Source organism: Halobacillus litoralis, assembly GCF_009856415.1.
In the GTDB taxonomy this organism is placed as follows: Bacteria; Bacillota; Bacilli; order Bacillales; family Halobacillaceae; genus Halobacillus; species Halobacillus litoralis_C.
In genome coordinates, this window is the sequence record NZ_WMEZ01000001.1 from 398,760 (window position 1) to 417,375 (window position 18,616).

The following is an 18,616-nucleotide window of genomic DNA, read 5'->3' on the forward strand; positions in this document are numbered from 1 at the left end:
TCTTATGGTAAAAGAAGCGATTCTCGCGTTGATGGCAGGAATCTTCATCGGTGTCGTTTTCAAATTGATCAAACTTCCTTTACCTGCCCCTCCTGTTCTCGCTGGTGTGCTTGGTGTAGCAGGGGTGTATATCGGCGGTAAAATCATCGAAATGCTTTTTATGAGAGTACAGTAACAAAGATATAAAGGAGGAAGGACTCATGAGTCAATATGTGAAAATCGGTAATTTGAACGTAGATCAAGCCTTGTATGAATTCATTGTTTCTGAAGCTCTTCCAGAGAGTGGTGTGGCGGACGAACAATTTTGGAGTGATTTTGAAACTTTGCTGGATGAATTGACGCCAGTCAACCAATCGCTGCTTGGAGAGCGCGACGCTATTCAAAACCAGCTGGATACGTGGTACAAGGAAAATAACGCTGGTTATGAATTTGAAGAGTATAAAGGGTTTCTCGAGGAAATCGGCTACCTTGAACCGAAAGTGGATGACTTCAAGGTAACGACGGAAAATGTAGACCACGAAATCGCTCACCAAGCAGGCCCTCAATTAGTTGTTCCAGTCGATAATGCTCGCTATGCACTGAATGCAGCCAATGCAAGGTTTGGAAGTCTATATGATGCCTTGTATGGGACAGATGTCATCAGTGAAGATGATGGAGCGGAGCAGGGAAGTCACTATAACCCGGTAAGAGGAAAGAAAGTCGTCACGTATGCCAAGGAATTCCTGGACCGGATCGCTCCTTTGGCAGAAACCTCTCATAAAGATGTGATTACATACAAGGTGACGGGAGGAGAGCTGAGTGCAACACTCAGCGATGGCTCAGAGAGAAGATTGGTCGATCCTGGGAAGTTCAAAGGGTACCAGGGTGTCCCCGATGATCCTTCTGCTATCCTGCTTGAAAATCACGGGCTGCATGTAGAAATTCAACTGGATCCGGATCACCCAATAGGCAAGGATGATCCGGCTGGAGTGAAAGATGTGCTCGTTGAATCAGCGACTACAACGATCATGGACTGTGAGGATTCCGTCGCAGCCGTCGATGCCGAGGACAAGGTGCTCGTCTATCGAAATCTGCTTGGTCTCATGAAAGGGGACTTGACCACTTCCTTCAATAAAGGGGGCAAAGAAGTGACGCGTCATCTTCAACCTGACCGCAGTTACACCACTCCTGAAGGTGGCGAAAGGGTGCTCAAAGGTCGTTCACTGATGTTCATCCGCAATGTCGGCCACTTGATGACAACCCCTGCGATTTTGGATAAAAACGGAGACGAAGTGCCGGAAGGGATCGTCGATGGTGTCGTGACCTCTCTCTTAGGTAAACATGACCTGCTTCAAAATGGAAAATATCAGAACTCTGTTGAAGGATCGATCTACATCGTCAAACCGAAAATGCATGGTTCAAAAGAAGTAGCTTTTGCGAATAGCCTTTTCAATAAGATTGAAGACATGCTTGGCCTGGAGCGCCATACCATTAAAATCGGGGTGATGGATGAAGAGCGCCGGACGACCTTGAATCTAAAGAACTGCATTCATGAAGTAAAAGAGCGGATCGTCTTTATCAACACGGGCTTCCTTGACCGGACAGGGGATGAAATCCATACCTCCATGGAAGCGGGAGCGATGATTCGAAAACAGGAAATGAAAACATCCACGTGGTTGCAGGCGTATGAACAGTCCAATGTCAATGTAGGAATTGAAACTGGACTGATCGGCAAAGCTCAAATCGGAAAAGGGATGTGGGCGATGCCTGAGTTGATGTACAACATGATGGAGCAAAAAGGAAGTCAGTTGATAGCAGGGGCGAATACAGCCTGGGTACCATCACCGACAGCAGCCTCCCTCCATGCGCTTCATTACCATGAGATCAATGTAAAAGCGATACAGGAAAAGATCCTTGAGAATATCACAGACAACATCAACGACATTCTCCAAGTGCCTGTCGCCTCTTCGACCAACTGGAGTGAGCAGGAAATCCAGCAAGAACTTGAAAACAATGCCCAGGGAATTCTCGGATACGTGGTACGCTGGGTGAACCATGGCGTCGGTTGTTCCAAAGTCCCTGATATCAACAATATCGGCTTGATGGAAGACCGTGCGACACTAAGAATCTCCAGCCAGCATATGTCCAACTGGCTGCATCACGGGATTGTCACCGAAGAACAGGTGGAACAAACCTTGAGAAAGATGGCCAAGGTCGTAGATGAACAAAACGCTCATGATTCCGAGTATAGACCGATGACTCCTGATTACGAACAATCGATTGCTTATCAGGCTGCGAGAGATTTGATTTTTGAAGGGACCAAACAGCCGAATGGTTATACCGAACCGATTCTGCATCAGCGGAGAAGAGAGCTGAAGGAAAACGTTTATATCTAATCAGAAGGAAGAGCTTAAGGCTAATTGCAGCCTTAAGCTTTTTTTGTGAACGTTATACTTTCCTCACTGTAAAGAAAGTACGCGATTGTTTTTTCCATGAGATGAGCATTATAAAGTGGCTTTTAGTAAATATTAGAGGTTGAAACAGGAGGTGAATGCATGAAGATCAAAGGACCGATTTTATTAGGCATTTTAATTGCAGCTATTTTGAACGGTTGCGCTGGCAACGAACCAAATGAACCGGAAGATGTGAATTACCAGCCGACACGTTATGACCAGGACGATCAAAGAAACCGTTTGGACAGAGATAACGGCGAGGATACGAGGCCTGATGTTGATTATCCGATCATCGATAGAGAGGACCAGGAGATTGAGTTTGGTGACAGGGAAATTGATCTTGAGGACCCTTTTGATGAAAGAAACAATAATGACGATAATCGGGAAATGGTTGAATAACTGATAACAAAGCATCGTCGTACGTCAGAAAATCCCTGGCCTCTGCCGGGGAATATTTCGTCCTGTGGACTTTTTTAGGAGTAATATTCTTTGTCACTTTTGAGCTCGAAAAACTTTCAATTTATCAGGTCATCCACTGAATTTTATCTACTTTAGGTGAGGAGATGCTTGAGCATACTTACCTTTCTGTACTGTACTCCCCAGGATTTCATCCATATTTTTAGCATGATTAAAGACCTTCATTTACCAGTTTACTTCTAATGCGCGTGTGGTAACATATACATAATTAGAACAAACGTTCGTATTTATATTAAGGAAGTGATCATCAATGAATGGCGTATTGAGAAGGGGTTTAGAGGAGAAACAACAACTGGAACTCATCTACATGGCTGACAAAGGGAAGATCTCACACCGGGTCATCCGCGTAGTATCTATCAAAGAGGAGACCGTCCTGGCTTATTGTTATACACGTAAGACGGTGCGGTCATTCAAGCTCGCCAATATTTTGTCGGTAACCCCTTATAACAAGTGGAAGAAGTATAAAAAGACACCTTGAAATCCAGTCATCGAAATATGGTGAATGTACGGTTGCTCTAGCGGAAACTAGAGAAGATATCTTAGAATCGTTGAGATTTACAAGAAATAAGTATGTAAAAAAAGAACCACAAAATAGTGGTTCTTTAGTCTTTCATGGATCCTGCCTCACGCGATGTCATGGCGCCTATCCCTGCGTCTACATCCTTTTGAATTTCCTGCTTTACTTTATTTGGATCTGTTCCGGAACGTCCTGGCTTTAATGATTTCGGCTCCTCTATTCTTCCTTGTCCGACTTCGGTTCCTGCCTTTATCTGGTTCTTTGCCACTACCTATCACCTCCATATTTGTAGGTTTAGCGACAACTTAAAAAATAATCACGTGTATAGACCTTTCCTTCCTGGCGGGAAGGGATGAGTGATCTTTAAATGAAAAACACACGCCGGCTAATCTTGCGTACTTGAATGTGAAGGAGAAGATTCTTCCTCTACCTCTCTCAGTTCCTCATTCAAAGCTGCATGATCAAGGTCATCACCAATAAACACTAAATTGTTTTCCAAATTTAGAGGAGAAGGGGTAAAACTTGGCATTCCATAAGCATATTGAAAAAGTTGAGTACCTGGTTGACCTGTAAGTCGAATATATCCCTTAATACGATAAATCTGCTCAGGCATGGATTTCAAGAAGTTTTCAAATCGTTCCTTGTTGACGGGAGAGGAGAATGTATGAACATATGTCTTAATATGAAGGTGATCAATCGTCTGCTCTTTTTCATGCTCATTTCTTTGTTTAGTTTCTATAATTGAAAATGTATCCCAGGGAACTTGAGCGTGCTTAGCTGCAAGCACCTTACCACCAGGGTTTATTTCATTTAATTCTCTCATCAATTTCTCTTTATTTCGTATAGTGAGCTGATCTGATTTATTCAGAATGACAAGGTCTGCATGCTTGACTTGTTCTGTAATCAGCTTTCTGAGTGGGATTCTGAGGTTATGCCGTCCCGCCCAACTATTGGGATCGACCATGGTTATGATCGAATTCACTTTAACTTTATTGGATAAAAAGGGAGTTAAACACGCATCTAATACCTCAACCGGGTGTGCAACACCTGTCGTTTCTATATAGAGTACATCCAGATCATGATGGTAGAGGATATCCGAGATTTGAGTTTCCAGTTTATCAGAAAGAGTGCAGCAGACACAGCCGTTTAACAGTTCTTTTAAAGGGGTGCCCTCAGGCAATGACTGGGTATCGATCGGCAGTTCGCCTGCTTCATTCATAATCACGCCCACTTTTCGTCCTCTTTGATATTCTTCTTCCAGTATTCTCTGCAATAGCGTTGTTTTTCCTGAACCTAAGAAACCAGAAAGTATGTGGATTCCGGTATGTGCCAATACATAAACACTCCTTGTAAAGTAAGTATTAGTGCCTTGCTAGTTCACATCATTTGTCATCCGTAAATTATTTTAATAGTAATGATTACGAATATTTGTGAAGGCTTACATTTTAACTTCATTTAATGAAAGATGCAACATTTTCACCCCTTTGTATTTACCCACGAGAGAGTAAAAGGGAAGGAAGAAATTAAATAAAAAATGAATTTATGCTTGTCCTCATAGAAATTAAGTGATACATTATTCTTTGTAAGTTAAATAGTAATCATTACTATTAAAACGTTCTATTGATTCGTAACGTAGGGGAACATCCTTACATGAAAAATTATCGATCATTGATTATTTATATCCCCAATATGTATGAAATCACCTGAGTTCATTCACAGAAGAAAGCCAGAAGGAAATGTACTCGATCCACCCAGAAAAATGGAAACAGACAAGGTACATAGAGAGATTCGGATTCGGAGGTGAAACGATGAGTGATTATTTACTTAACATACTAACGGACAATATTATAAGTACCCTGCCACAAAAACAGCGGGATCTATATAACTATGTCATTAAAATGGAGGATGACATGGCAGAAGAAGTGGATTCCGCAGGAGAATTTATAACCCGTCTTAAACTTGAATCTCCTCATAAGCTAGCAGCGGACCATTTTGAATTAACTTTATTTGAATTATTGCAGGTGATGAAAGAGATCGAGGAGGAAGTCGCTCGACAGCTTCCCTCGAAGATGGACGCTGTCAAATTCATCGATTGTACAGACTCTATTCATGCTGACTTGAACGTAAAAAAGGATCAAAAACTTTATTTTGTATCACTTCCGCATTCGTAACGAAACTGGAATCGATCAGAGGAGGAAATAGGAGCGGAGCTCTGTAATTTTATGGGGCCGTCTACGCTTACGATCATAAGAGTGAGGAGGTTTTGATCATGTTGGATGATCTATATCGTAAAATTGTAATGGACCACGCCAAATATAAACGAAATTATGGAGCGATGGACGGAGAAAGAGATATTCATAAAATTCATTATAAAAATCCCACTTGCGGAGATATGATGGTCTTATATTTAAGCGTAAAGGAAGGGAGAATGGAGGATTTATCTTTCGAAGGTGAAGGCTGCAGCATTAGTATGGCTTCATGCTCCATGATGACTGAGCTTTTGAAAAAGCATACCGTGGGGGAATGCCTGAAGAAGAGACGTGCTTTTGAACGCTTAATAAGGGAAGGACACCGGGAGGATGGGATTGAATTAGGGGATGCCGCATCACTCCAGGGTGTACATACATTACGTGCCAGACATAATTGTGCACTTATGCCTTGGCAAGCACTTGATCGATGGTTGAAGGAGCAAAAAATATGACGGAGATGGATACAAGAATACCTGTAACCATAGTGACGGGGTATTTGGGATCGGGAAAGACCACTTTCCTTAATCATCTACTGAAGCATACAGAAGAAAAGACAGCACTCATCGTGAACGAGTTTGGAGATATAGGGATTGATGATCAGCTCATTGAACAAACGAAAGAAGAAATCATCGAAATAAACAGTGGCTGCATCTGCTGTAATGTACGCAAAGATTTAATTGATACGTTATCCATGCTTGCGATATCCAGGGACGAGAAAATGATTGAGTTTGACCGTGTGATTATTGAAACGACAGGACTCGCTGATCCTGCTCCTGTTGTGCAGACATTCCTGATGGATAAAGAAGTGGTCGAAGATTACTTCATCGATGTGGTTTGTACATTGGTTGATGCGAAGCATATTTCCAGACACTTGGATCAACAGGGGGAAGCTATCAATCAAATCGCTTTTGCCGACGTTGTCCTTGTCAACAAAGTGGATTTGGTAACAAAGGATCAGCTCACGGATCTGCGAAAAAGATTGGAACGCATCAATCCCACCGCCTCTCAACACCTCTGTGAAAACAGCCGGATTTCACCAGGTGAAGTTCTTGGGATTTATTCCTTTGACTTGCAGGAAAAATTGAGAGGACATCCAGATTTTTTGAACAGCCATCACCATTCCCATGATGATGAAATATCTTCTTTGGCTCTTCGGGAAGTGAAGCCATTGAATTTGAAAAAGCTAAACCTTTGGTTATCCTTTCTCGTTCAAATTCAGGGAGAGAAGTTATACCGTTACAAAGGGGTTTTGAACATTGAGGGAAAAGAGAGACGCTTTGTTTTTCAAGGTGTTCATATGCTTTTTGCAGGCGAGGAAGCTGGTTCGTGGGGAGATGATGAGCGGGTAAGTGAGCTTGTATTTATTGGAAAGAACTTAGATAAAAAAAGTCTTACGGAACAGTTCCAGCAGTGTGTGACGGAGTAGAAATTTTTTTACACAGTTTTAAATCGTAATCATTACTTTTATAGGAGGGTAACAATGGAGAAGAAAATACCAGTCACGGTCTTGAGTGGTTACTTAGGTTCAGGAAAAACCACGTTACTCAATCATCTATTAAACAACCGCGATGGACTTAAAATCGCTGTCATCGTCAATGACATGAGTGAAATCAATATCGACGCAGACTTAGTAGAGAAAGGCGGCCATTTTTCCAGAGTGGATGAGAATTTGGTCGAGATGTCCAATGGCTGCATCTGCTGTACGTTAAGAGAAGATTTATTGATTGAAGTGGAGAAGATTGCAAAAGCCGGGGATGTGGATTATATCGTGATTGAGTCAACAGGCATCAGCGAGCCTGTGCCGGTTGCCCAAACCTTTTCTTATATCGATGAAGAGCTCGGAATCGACCTTACCCGGTTCTGTCGTTTGGACACGATGGTAACGGTGGTGGACGCTTACCGGTTTTGGCACGATTATGAATCCGGAGACCGTCTGTTGGACAGAAAGCAGGCGGTAGGGGAAGAGGACGAACGGAATCTTGCAGATCTGTTGATCGACCAAATTGAATTTTGCGATGTGCTTCTATTGAATAAATGCGACATGGTGACGGAGGAGCAACTGAATGCATTGACAAAAGTGGTGCGGACGGTACAGCCTGATGCGGAAATCATCCCAACTACGTTCAGTGAAATCGATCCAGAGAAGATTATCAATACGCATCGCTTTAATTTTGAAAAGGCGAGTCAATCGGCTGGGTGGCTCCAGGAATTGATGGCAGGCCCTGAGGCCCATACCCCGGAAACAGAAGAATATGGCATTCAATCTTTTGTATATAAGAGAAGGCTTCCTTTTCATTCCCAACGCTTCTACGATTGGATCGGCCGGATGCCGACTTCGATAGTAAGGGCCAAAGGAATCTCCTGGTGTGCCACAAGGAATGATCTGGCGCTTCTTTTATCACAAGCAGGTCCATCGGTTTCCATAGAACTGGTCTCCTACTGGGTAGCTGCTCTCCCGAAAGAACAAAAAGATCGTACGATTATGCAAAACCCGGATGTGTTGAACGATTGGGATGTGGAGTATGGTGATCGAATGACCAAGCTTGTCTTCATTGGAGTGGAACTTGATAAGGAAACGATTACCAAAGAGTTGGATGAGTGTTTGGTAACGCCTGAAGAGGCGGACATGGAATGGTCGGAGATGGAAGATCCATTTAACTGGGAAGTCAAATCCTACCAATGAAAATGAAGAAGGTGACAACATGATACTATCCCGTGAGTCTATACGGAACAAGGTGGAGAAAGAGGAGTTGGGCATCAATCCATTTATCCTGGATCATGTTCAGCCTGCTTCTGTTGACTTGACACTGGGCAGGCACTTTATGACAGTAGACGAACATAGTACAGGCCAACTGTCTTTCAAACAGAAAGCTTCCTATCGCGATATCTATATTGGCCATAATGAATCCATAATTATCCCTCCTCATTCATTTATTCTTGCGACGACGAAGGAATGGGTGAAATTACCTGATGATCTCACCGCATTTGTCGAAGGGAGAAGTTCCATCGGGAGGATGGGGTTGTTCGTGCAGAATGCAGGCTGGGTGGATCCGGGATTTGAAGGACGCATCACGCTGGAATTGTTCAATTCAAATCGGTGCCCGATTGAATTGACGGAGGGGTGGAGGATCTGTCAACTCGTTCTTGCCCAGATGGATCGACCGACGAACGCCTATCAAGGTAAATATAGGGGTCAATCCAGTACAACAGCTAGTGCCGTATATCGAGATAAAGAGAATCATTTTTAAAAATTTTAAATCGTAATGATTATTATTAAAGGAGAGCATACAGAATGGCTAAGAAATCTAAAGTAGCAAAAGAGAAAAAAAGACAGGAGATGGTAGCGAAATACGCGGAACTTAGAAAAGAGCTGAAAGCCAAAGGGGATGATGAAGCACTTCGAAAGCTTCCTCGTGATTCCTCTCCCACACGTTTAACAGGGAGGTGTGAAGTGACGGGAAGACCACGTGGATATATGAGAAAGTTCAAGATGTCCCGGATCGCCTTCAGAGAATATGCACATAAAGGTCAGATTCCCGGTGTGAAAAAATCAAGCTGGTAAGTGACCAGTGACCGGCCTTCTGTCCCTGATGAAGAGCAGGTAGATCAGGATTATGATATCTAATGAGTAAAGGGTGAAGTCTATTGGACTTACAAACAGCCATCCATACCTTAAAAGAAAAAGGATATAAACGTACAAAACAAAGAGAGAGAATGCTGAAGATTTTCATCGATCAGCATCATTATCTGGCAGCTAAAGATGTCATAAGGGACATTCAGCAATATTTCCCTGGTGTCAGCTATGCCACCGTTTATAAAAACCTTTATCTTCTAACAGAGGAAAAGCTATTGGAAACCATAGAGATGAATAGGGAAAAGCATTTCCGGCTTGCGCGTCCGGGCCATAAGCATCTCTTTATTTGTAAGGCATGCAGGGAAACGAAAGATATAGACCTTTGTCCGATGGAACTCATCAAGAATGATTTGGAAGGGTATGTTATTGAAAATCACAAATTTGAAGTTTATGGGATCTGTCCTCAATGTCATTGAAATGACAGGGAGCGCATATTAAAAGTAATGATTACTATTTACAAATAGTAATGGTTACGATAATATCAAGTGTGGAATAGAAGGAGGAGAACAAATGTTTAAGAAATTTTTAGGATTATTCAGTTTATGTTTCGTGATCTTTACCATGGCTGCATGTAATGGGGAAGAGGCAAGCAGTGATGAAAGTGAAAAAGAAACGCAGGATTCAACGGAAGAGATGAAGGTGTTTACTACGGTTTATCCGCTACAGTTTTTCACAGAACAAATCGCTGGAGAGTCAGCTTCAGTAGAATCTATTCTGCCACCGGGAACCGACCCGCATACTTATGAACCAACGACGAAAGAAATGATAGAAATCGCTGAATCGGATGCTTTCATCTATAACGGTGCAGGATTAGAGCCTTATGCGAAGAAAATCTCTGATTCTATCGAGTCGGAAGATGTTCAAATTCTCGAAGCATCCAAAGGAATAGATTTAAAAGATCACAGTCATAACCACGGCGAAGAAGATAGCCATGACGACCATGCTCACGGTGAGGACGACCATGCCGACGAAGAAGGTAGTCATGACGAACATTCCGGTGGTGAAGATAGCGACGAAGAGGGACATGAGAGGCATCATCATGGCGATCAGGACCCTCACGTTTGGCTGGATCCAATCCGTTCCATTGAAATGGCCGAACATATTAAAGATACATTAGTTGAAATAAACCCTGAACAGGAAGACGTATTCCTAGAAAATTTTGAGAAGCTGAAAGAAGATCTTGAACGTTTAGACGAAGAGTTCCATACGAAGATGGAAAGCCTGCCTGGGAATAAGATTATCGTATCCCATGCCGCCTATGGCTATTGGGAAGAAAATTACGGCATAGAGCAGGTGGCGGTGTCTGGACTAAGCCCTGCGAATGAACCTTCACAGAAGGACCTGGAAAATATCGTGAAAACGGCTGAAGAAAATGGCTTGAATCATGTCCTTTTCGAACAGAATGTCACCCCTAAAGTAGCAGAAGTTGTACGCCAGGAAATCGACGCCGAGACGTTACGCATCCATAACTTATCTGTCTTAACAGAAGAAGATCTTGAAAATGATGAGGATTACTTCAGCCTCATGAAGCGTAACTTAGAAGTCCTTTCAACCGCTTTAGCGAATCCTTCGGCAGCTTCAGAAAACACGGAAGAATCTGAGGAGCACGATCATGACCACAGCCATGAACATGGGCATGACGAAGAAGCGCAGAAAATTTATGACGGCTATTTTGAAGACAGCCAAGTGGAGGACCGAAAACTTTCCGATTGGGAAGGAGACTGGCAGTCGGTGTACCCACACCATAAAGACGGAACGCTTGATGAAGTCTATGCTCATAAAGCAGAAGAAGGGGACAAGACATCGGAAGAATACAAGGAATATTATGAGCAGGGGTATAAGACAGATGTGAATCGTATTGATATTCACGGAAAGACCGTCACTTTTTATGAAGATGGAAAAGAACGATCCGGGGAATATGTCTCGGATGGGTATGAAATCTTGACTTACGATAAAGGCAATAGAGGGGTAAGATATATCTTCAAACTGGAGGAAGAAGCGGAAGGCCTTCCAACGTATATTCAGTTCAGTGACCATAGTATCTATCCAACCAAAGCGGGTCACTATCACCTGTACTGGGGCGATGACCGTGAGGCTTTGCTTGAGGAAGTGACCCACTGGCCGACCTACTATCCATTAGATATGGATGGACAGGAGATCGCCCATGAAATGATGGCCCATTAAGATACTATTCTGGTTATCATAACTATTCCGGTGATCATAGAAGGGGGAAAAGCTGAAGACTGAACATGGTCTTCGGCTTTTCTATTATTCGCGCATGAATACATAGGGGTGGTCAATGATCTATTCTACAAAAACACATCACACCCAATTGGAGTATGGAGAGGAATAAGTATGAAACAGACGCATAAAACGATCGATTTCACATGCAAAAGCGATTTCAACATGCCTATTGAATGGAGAAGGAAATTACAGATCGAAGACGGCATGACCGTCACGTTTAACGTCGTGAATCATCGGATTGTTATTAAGCCCGCTTACGAAAGAACCCTGGATGTGATGAGCACGGTGGGAAGAAAAGGACTGATTTATGTACCGAAAGAAATACGTACCTACTTTGAGCGGAAAGGCTTGAAACGTTTCCATATGGATATAGAAGAAGGAGAGATGGCTGTAATCATGAAGCCTATGCAAGAATAAGGAGAATGGCTTTCAGATATTGGGAAGTATCGTTTGTGTTCCATCCCCTATGGATTTCACTACCTATCTCCCCCCATATAGGCATATGCCTCTTCCACATTGTAAACATGCTAGGAGCGAACCACCATGCCGTGGTTCGCTTTTTTTCGTTATCCATCAGGCGGCTGTCCATACTCTTGTAAAAGAATGATTTCATGGCCTGAATGAAGGATGATATTAAAATTACTCCTGCTTTATGGTGTGCTCAGAGACTGTTGTTGATTTGAGCGTATCCTTGGATGTTCAAGCGACCAATAGTCATCGTTCTGATGAATACCCACCTTCAAATTCGGAGTCCTACAATCGAATGAGGCCTTTGGATGAATTTTAGGAAAAGCCATTGGTTCATACGCATATTTTTCTTCTTTAGATAGTAGATTGTTTTAAATAGTAACGTTTACGATTTAACAAATGGAGGAGGATGCTGTTCGTGCTCATACCGACGTATATGATTAGTGGCTTCTTAGGAAGTGGAAAAACCACCGTTTTATTAAAACTGATCGAAGAATGTGAGAGGAAGAACCAACGGGTAGGGGTGATTTTGAATGAACTGGGAGAAGTGAATATCGAAAAACCTCTCTTTCAAAAACAAAACGTGAAAGAACTATTAAATGGCTGCATATGCTGTACTATCAAGAAAGATTTAGAGACGACACTGGATGAATTGATAGAGGAGGCGCAAAGGAATAAGCTGGACCTTTTAATTATTGAAGGAACAGGCGTTTCCAACCCTCTCGAAGTGAAGAAAGTATTAGAGAATCCTGTTTATTCGTCTCATTTCCGTTTGTATTCGATGATTAGTTTGATAGACTCCAGTACCTTTTTAGAGTATCAAAGTGTTTTTTCAAGCACTGCGGACATACGGAAACTGCTGGAAGAACAGATGACCAGCGCCGATGTCATTCTGTTAAACAAACAGGATCTTACTAAAGAGAAGACCTTAAATAAAACCATCAGGAAAATCAAAGGTCTTGCAGGAGATTCCGTTCCGATCTTTCAGACGACCTATGGGCGGGTCCCACTGGAGGAGTTATGGAAGAGACGAATCGATCATTCTACTTCTACCCATTCTTCAACGGAAATGAGAGAAGAGGCGGCCCATTCCCATCATCATTCCGGGTTGCAGGCAATAAAGATTGCCCCCGTGCCAATGGTGAAGAAACAGGAGCTGGAACATTGGTTGAGCCACTTACCTAAAACGGTCTTACGAGGAAAAGGAGTCGTGAATCTTGCAGGGCATGAAGGACTTTATTCCTTTCAATATTCCTCCAACACCCTGGAGTTTGAAAAGATTCAACAACAAGCAGGAATTCATCCGGCCATCATTTTGATCGGCGACCGGATCCAGCGGACCGAACTTCTGAACAGCTTCAACCGGATAGGAAAGCGATAAAGGAACAGCTGAAACTTAAGGACCGCAGAATGGATGATTGATGGTGGAACGAGAATAAGCATGGGATAGGAGGAAGCTATGACTTTCAGGCTTTACAACACAGTATTGGATGTGACAGCCGTTTTAGCTTTTGTTATGGTTGCTTACTTTGTTACGTATAGTCAATGGCTTGGAAAGAGTGCTTCAATGATCCTGCCCGGTTCTTTCAATCAGCTGAACACGATCTTTCTCAGTCTCATCATTGAGGCCATTCCTTTTGTACTCATCGGCGTTCTCATTGCCGGGTGTATCCAAATGTTTATTACAGAAGAACATGTGAAGCGGTGGATCCCGCAAAATAAGTACCGGGCGATCCTGATGGGCTGTCTGGTGGGATCTGTTTTTCCCGCGTGTGAATGTGGCATCGTCCCCATTGTCCGCCGGTTAGTAGCAAAAGGAGTGCCCTTGCCCGCGAGTATTGGATTTCTTCTGACGGGACCATTGATCAACCCGATTGTCATTTTATCTACGTATATGGCCTTTGGGAATGATATGAGAATGGCAGGGTTACGGATGGGCGTGGGTTTTGTTGCGGCGCTGCTGATCGCCCTCTTCATCAGCACTTTATTCAAGTCCAACCAGCTCAAACATTCGGTTTCCGGTTTGTATGGTTCTGAAGGGTCCCCGCAAACAGAAGTATCGTTCATGAAAAAGCTAAAAGGAATGTGTGTCCATTCGATTGACGAATTCTTTGATATGGGAAAGTACTTAATCATTGGTGCTTTCGTTGCTGCCTTTGTTCAAACGTATGTACAAGCCCAGTCCCTCTTTTTGTTCGGCGAAGGATTGATGGGGGCGACGGTCGTCATGATGGGACTTGCTTTCGTGTTGTCCTTATGTTCAGAGGCGGACGCTTTTATCGGAGCATCCTTCAGCAGTTTGTTCCCTTCCGGCGCTGTTTTAGCCTTCTTAATCTATGGACCTATGATCGATTTGAAAAATACCATCATGTTGTTGAGTGTGTTCAAATCCAGGTTCGTGTTCACATTGTTCCTTTCCATCACGGTCATTGTTTTCGTATGTACGATCACTATATCTATGGTGGGCAGGTGAGTAGGCGGTGCGCTTTCACTTTTATCAATTCATGAAACTGATCCTATTAGCCGCCTTCGCTTTTTTCCTTATTCAATTGCACCATACCGGGGATATTGTGAAATTGATCAACCCCAAATATGTCCTGATGAGTCAGGTGGCCGCAGGTGTGATCGTTCTTCTGTTCTTCGTCCAGCTGGGGAGAGTATGGCAGGGGAATAGCAATGAACATGCCTCCTGCGCTCCCGGGTGTACCGAGGACCATGATCACAAGCAGTCGTATGTAAAAAGGTGGGTGAGTTACTTGGTTCTCCTTTTTCCTTTATGTACAGGGTTTGGATTGGAGCTCACCTCCCTGGATGCTACGATTGCCAAAAATAAAGGTTCCCTTCTCCCACAAGGAGGAAATGCTTATCAAGAGGAAGCATCATCGAAACCACCGACTCTCGATGAGAACAAGCCGATCCCCAATAACAACTATTTGACGGATGAGGAATATGAACAGAAAATGGGCCTTCTCAACGATGAAGTGATTGAAATGAACGAGGATATTTTCGCTTCGTATTATCATGAAATAGAAGAAAATCTCCATCAATATAAAGGGAAAACAATTCAAATGAAAGGTTTTGTTTACAAAGAGGAAGGATTAGATCCCAATCAGCTCGTGGTGGCAAGGTTTCTGATCACCCACTGCGTCGCCGATGCCAGGGTCATTGGATGGTTGAGTGAATCGGATGAGGCCGTTAACTTTGGTGTAGATACGTGGGTGGAAGTGCGTGGTGTGATTGATGTTGGTGAGTATAATGGTGTCGAACTTCCAATCATTCAGATAAAAGAAATTACCCCGATCCCTGAGCCGACCAATCCTTACATTTTCCCTATTTTGACGAAGGTTCTTTAAAGTCCGTCATAATTAAGGGACAAACCTTTTCGAAAAAAATAAAAAATTTTCAAATTCATAGACACTAAACACACACTTCCTTCGATTATAGAATTGAGGAAGTGTTTTTCTATGCACAAATCCTCCATCTTTCCATAAGAATAGGAGAATCCAAATGAACTATATCAAAGCGATCAACGCCTTCTACGATCACCAGGAATTCAACCCTCTGACTTCTGCCGCCATCAACCTTTGGCACAGCCTCATGCATGTGAATAACAAATCCCGCTGGAAAAAAGAATTCTCGGCTTCGATGACGGTCCTTTGTCTGAAATCCAACTTGAGCGAGAGCAGTATTAGGAAAGCACGCAAGGAACTCGTGGAGAAAGGGTATGTGACGTTCACTTCGAGACCAGGCAACCAGGCTCCCATCTATCGGATCACCCCTCTATATGAAGAAATGGACAGCGAGAACGACAGTGGGGAGGAGAACAGTGGCGGCAAGTCGAACGGCAGCGATACCGGCAAGTCGAACACATTAAGTAAACAAAACGAAACGAAAGAAAAAGAAGAAGTAGTAGAAAAGCCAGACGATAATCCCCACCATTTTTACGAAAACAACATCGGGACACTGTCACCGTTCATCGCAGAGAAAATTACCCAGTGGTGTGAAGAGTTGTCTGATGAACTCGTCATCCAATCGATGAAGCTTGCGGTCGAGAGCAACAAGCGTTTCTTCAGCTATTGTGAAGGCATTTTGAAACAGTGGCAGCAAGGTGGCGTCCGCACCCTAAGAGGAGCGGAACGAGCCCAGCAGGATCACAAGAAGCAGAGGACCAATTCGAAACATGAGAAAAACAAATCGGTGTTCGATAAGTTGAGAGAGGAGGTACGGGTATGAAGAGAGAAGAAGCTATCGAGGTGCTCGAGACGATCAGTGAATTGTATCCGCAGAAATTCGATATCACCGAGCGTGTCGCAAATATGCTGATTCCGAAGCTTTTGGAAATGGATTATCAAGGGGTGCTGGCCAAGCTTTCCGATTTCGCCGTCCGCAGTCCGTTCCCGCCGACCATCGGAGAAATCGCAGTCTATGAACCGGAGGAAAACCGTCACTTGGAGCAGATGAAAGTGTGGGAAGCGGAAGCAGCGGAAGTATCTGATGAGATCCGCCAGCGGTTCATGGACAAGCTCCGTTTGCTGGCAGAGGAGAAGTCCCATGAGTCATAATCTACAGACGGAACAGGCCGTCTTAGGTATTTTTCTCGTAGACGGGGAGAAAATTAAGCAGACTACGCTCGCCCCAGAGCATTTTTCCCGACACGACCATCGACGCATTTTCTTAGCGATGCAGCAGGTGGACAACAACGGAACGCCGGTGGATATGGTGACGGTCACCACGAGTCTCGGAGAAGAGATCGCCCAGGTCGGGGGAGTGGGCTACTTGCTTGGGCTGGCCGAATCCGTCCCTACAACCGAGAACTTCCACTTCTATGAAAAGCTCCTCATCGAATCCTACACGAACCAGCAAATGAGACAGTCGGCGATCAAGTACATCGAGAATCCGAGTGCCGATGCGTTGCTTGGTTTGAAGCAGCAGCTCCACCTGATGGATAAGGACCAGGAAGCGGATGAGCAGACGGTGAAAGAGCAACTCAGTGACATAGCCATCGAGATGATTTCATCACCTGTCCAGACAGGTTTAGCCACAGGGTTCGAAGACTATGACAAAATGACCGGTGGCGCGCAGCGTGGCGATTTGATCATCGTCGCCGCCCGGCCTTCGATGGGGAAGACCGCCTTCGCCTTGAATATCGCCATGAACCATTGCAAGAACGGAGGAGCCGTCGACCTGTTCAGTCTGGAAATGGGATCCAAGCAGCTGCTGCAGCGGGTGATTTCTTCAGAAGCGCGCATCGACGGGCAGAAATGGCGCTCGATGTGTTTCTCAGCAGAAGACTACAAACGTTCCTTCCATGCCATAGGTGAGATCGCCGAGTGGAACCTTTCTATCCACGAACGACAACAAACCGTCCAGGACATCACGACAAAGATCAGAGCGTCCGTAGCTTCCGACCCCGACCATGATCACCTCATCATCATCGATTACTTGCAGCTTATGAATGTCAAAGGCCGCTACGAACGCCGAGACCTCGAAGTCGGCGCCATCACGCGCGAACTGAAACTCCTCGCCCGTGAACTCAACATTCCGATTATCCTACTTTCCCAACTCTCCCGAAGCGTCGAACAGCGACAAGACAAAAGGCCGATGATGTCCGACTTGAGGGAATCCGGCAACATCGAACAGGACGCCGACGTCATCAGCTTTTTGTACCGCGATGACTACTATTCGCAGGAAGGCAGTGATGTGGTGGAGGTTATTTTGAGGAAGCAGAGGAATGGTCCGATTGGGACGGTGATGTTGGGGTTTGAGAAAGAGTTTGGACGGTTTGCCTGATTTGGATTTGGTTAGTCATAAAATAAAATAACTACCATTGTTCAGATGACCGTAAGCATTATCTTCTAGAGAAAATTCCATTTGTTATAGTCTCTGTTAAATCATTATATTTTAATGGAAGTCTCTACCTACCGCTTAGCTAAAGTGTTAACCTGGTGTGGGTCAAGCACTTTTACTGGGAAATTGACCTTCAGGAACCTTTTGAAGAAAATAACAATAATGACGATAACCGAGAAATGGATGAATAAACAGATGCAACATGTACATCTGAAAAGACCATGGGCAGTGCCAAGGCTATTCGGACTCCCCTTAGATCAGCGAATTCAGGTGAGGTGCTGTTCTAATCCCTGTATGTTCTTATTTATGAGACCTTCATTTACCAGTTTACTTCTAACGGCGTTGTGGTAATATATACATAAATAGAACAAATGTTCGCGTTTATGTTGTGGGAAGTGATGATAATGAATGGAGTATTGAGAAGGGCTTTAGAAGATAAGCAACAACTGGAACTCATTTACACGGGTGACCAAGGGAAAACCTCACGAAGGGTCATCCACGTTGTATCCACCAAAGAAGAGACCATCCTGGCTTATTGCTATACCCGTAAGGTTCATTCGGAAAGTTGAGAGCTGCAACACAATAAGTATAAAAAAGAAACACAAAAAGCTGGGAAAAAATAAGACCTTTCAAATTATTAACCAAAGTGGGAAACCAACAATTTATACTACTAATTTTAATTTAAGAGATTTTCCTACTGCCATTGGTGAGCGTAGCACTAGTCGATTATTTAATGTTACCAGAAATA

22 protein-coding genes are annotated in these 18,616 nt (G+C 43.7%); 20 read left to right on the forward strand and 2 right to left on the reverse strand.

From position 1 onward, the window contains the following. Nucleotides 1–4 precede the first annotated feature (4 nt). The 4 genes from GLV98_RS02170 to GLV98_RS02185 all read left to right on the forward strand — a co-directional run bounded on the left by GLV98_RS02170 (nt 5) and on the right by GLV98_RS02185 (nt 3,387). Complete coding sequence (locus tag GLV98_RS02170; protein WP_160911653.1) at nt 5–175, forward strand: DUF1427 family protein; 171 nt, start codon at nt 5–7, stop codon at nt 173–175. Nucleotides 176–200: 25 nt separating this feature from the next. Beyond that, nucleotides 201–2,375 carry a malate synthase G gene (locus GLV98_RS02175; protein WP_160911656.1) on the forward strand — a complete coding sequence of 725 codons (2,175 nt, stop codon included), beginning with the start codon at nt 201–203 and terminating at the stop codon, nt 2,373–2,375. A 159-nt stretch (nt 2,376–2,534) separates the two neighbouring features. Then, nucleotides 2,535–2,831, forward strand: a complete 297-nt coding sequence (locus tag GLV98_RS02180) for a hypothetical protein (protein ID WP_160911658.1) — start codon at nt 2,535–2,537, stop codon at nt 2,829–2,831. A 328-nt stretch (nt 2,832–3,159) separates the two neighbouring features. Beyond that, nucleotides 3,160–3,387, forward strand: coding sequence for a hypothetical protein (locus tag GLV98_RS02185; protein ID WP_160911660.1), 228 nt, complete (start codon nt 3,160–3,162; stop codon nt 3,385–3,387). Nucleotides 3,388–3,511: 124 nt separating this feature from the next. Here GLV98_RS02185 and GLV98_RS19945 read toward each other — a convergent pair whose 3' ends face one another. Further along, entirely contained in the window at nt 3,512–3,694 is a 183-nt protein-coding gene (locus GLV98_RS19945; RefSeq protein WP_202409942.1) for a hypothetical protein, read from the reverse strand. Nucleotides 3,695–3,811: 117 nt separating this feature from the next. After that, nucleotides 3,812–4,759 (reverse strand): CobW family GTP-binding protein, encoded by a 948-nt coding sequence (locus tag GLV98_RS02190; protein WP_160911662.1) that lies wholly within the window; start codon nt 4,757–4,759, stop codon nt 3,812–3,814. 475 nt (nt 4,760–5,234) lie between these two features. Here GLV98_RS02190 and GLV98_RS02195 point away from each other — a divergent pair, with 475 nt between their 5' ends. The 16 genes from GLV98_RS02195 (at nt 5,235) to GLV98_RS02270 (ending at nt 18,437) form a co-directional block, all read left to right on the forward strand. Further along, the gene (locus GLV98_RS02195) at nt 5,235–5,597 is read left to right on the forward strand and encodes a hypothetical protein (RefSeq protein ID WP_160911664.1); all 363 of its coding nucleotides are present in this window, start codon (nt 5,235–5,237) and stop codon (nt 5,595–5,597) included. 98 nt (nt 5,598–5,695) lie between these two features. After that, nucleotides 5,696–6,127 (forward strand): Fe-S cluster assembly sulfur transfer protein SufU, encoded by a 432-nt coding sequence (gene sufU, locus GLV98_RS02200; RefSeq protein ID WP_202409879.1) that lies wholly within the window; start codon nt 5,696–5,698, stop codon nt 6,125–6,127. Then, nucleotides 6,124–7,101 (forward strand): CobW family GTP-binding protein, encoded by a 978-nt coding sequence (locus GLV98_RS02205; protein WP_160911669.1) that lies wholly within the window; start codon nt 6,124–6,126, stop codon nt 7,099–7,101. The genes sufU and GLV98_RS02205 overlap by 4 nt, the downstream gene beginning before the upstream one ends. 54 nt (nt 7,102–7,155) lie before the next feature. Beyond that, nucleotides 7,156–8,358 (forward strand): GTP-binding protein, encoded by a 1,203-nt coding sequence (locus GLV98_RS02210; protein ID WP_160911671.1) that lies wholly within the window; start codon nt 7,156–7,158, stop codon nt 8,356–8,358. Between the two features lie 19 nt (nt 8,359–8,377). Beyond that, a complete protein-coding gene (gene dcd, locus GLV98_RS02215; RefSeq protein WP_160911673.1) occupies nt 8,378–8,923 on the forward strand; it encodes a dCTP deaminase in 546 nt (181 codons plus the stop codon). A gap of 44 nt (nt 8,924–8,967) precedes the next feature. Continuing rightward, nucleotides 8,968–9,237, forward strand: a complete 270-nt coding sequence (rpsN, locus tag GLV98_RS02220; RefSeq protein ID WP_160911675.1) for a 30S ribosomal protein S14 — start codon at nt 8,968–8,970, stop codon at nt 9,235–9,237. A gap of 83 nt (nt 9,238–9,320) precedes the next feature. After that, nucleotides 9,321–9,725, forward strand: coding sequence for a Fur family transcriptional regulator (locus GLV98_RS02225; RefSeq protein ID WP_160911678.1), 405 nt, complete (start codon nt 9,321–9,323; stop codon nt 9,723–9,725). A gap of 94 nt (nt 9,726–9,819) precedes the next feature. Next, entirely contained in the window at nt 9,820–11,493 is a 1,674-nt protein-coding gene (locus tag GLV98_RS02230; RefSeq protein ID WP_160911680.1) for a metal ABC transporter solute-binding protein, Zn/Mn family, read from the forward strand. Between the two features lie 171 nt (nt 11,494–11,664). After that, the gene (locus GLV98_RS02235) at nt 11,665–11,970 is read left to right on the forward strand and encodes an AbrB/MazE/SpoVT family DNA-binding domain-containing protein (RefSeq protein ID WP_160911682.1); all 306 of its coding nucleotides are present in this window, start codon (nt 11,665–11,667) and stop codon (nt 11,968–11,970) included. 469 nt (nt 11,971–12,439) lie between these two features. After that, nucleotides 12,440–13,402 carry a GTP-binding protein gene (locus tag GLV98_RS02240; protein WP_160911684.1) on the forward strand — a complete coding sequence of 321 codons (963 nt, stop codon included), beginning with the start codon at nt 12,440–12,442 and terminating at the stop codon, nt 13,400–13,402. A gap of 78 nt (nt 13,403–13,480) precedes the next feature. After that, nucleotides 13,481–14,494: a permease gene (locus tag GLV98_RS02245; RefSeq protein WP_160911686.1), complete on the forward strand. Its 1,014-nt coding sequence runs from the start codon at nt 13,481–13,483 to the stop codon at nt 14,492–14,494. Nucleotides 14,495–14,501: 7 nt separating this feature from the next. Continuing rightward, complete coding sequence (locus GLV98_RS02250) at nt 14,502–15,374, forward strand: TIGR03943 family putative permease subunit (RefSeq protein WP_160911689.1); 873 nt, start codon at nt 14,502–14,504, stop codon at nt 15,372–15,374. Nucleotides 15,375–15,528: 154 nt separating this feature from the next. Further along, entirely contained in the window at nt 15,529–16,254 is a 726-nt protein-coding gene (locus GLV98_RS02255) for a DnaD domain protein (protein WP_160911691.1), read from the forward strand. Next, on the forward strand, nt 16,251–16,583 hold the full coding sequence (locus tag GLV98_RS02260) for a hypothetical protein (RefSeq protein ID WP_160911693.1): 333 nt from the start codon (nt 16,251–16,253) through the stop codon (nt 16,581–16,583). The genes GLV98_RS02255 and GLV98_RS02260 overlap by 4 nt, the downstream gene beginning before the upstream one ends. Continuing rightward, complete coding sequence (gene dnaB / locus GLV98_RS02265) at nt 16,573–17,811, forward strand: replicative DNA helicase (RefSeq protein WP_160911695.1); 1,239 nt, start codon at nt 16,573–16,575, stop codon at nt 17,809–17,811. The genes GLV98_RS02260 and dnaB overlap by 11 nt, the downstream gene beginning before the upstream one ends. A gap of 461 nt (nt 17,812–18,272) precedes the next feature. Beyond that, nucleotides 18,273–18,437 carry a hypothetical protein gene (locus GLV98_RS02270; RefSeq protein WP_160911697.1) on the forward strand — a complete coding sequence of 55 codons (165 nt, stop codon included), beginning with the start codon at nt 18,273–18,275 and terminating at the stop codon, nt 18,435–18,437. The last annotated feature ends 179 nt before the right edge of the window (nt 18,438–18,616 follow it).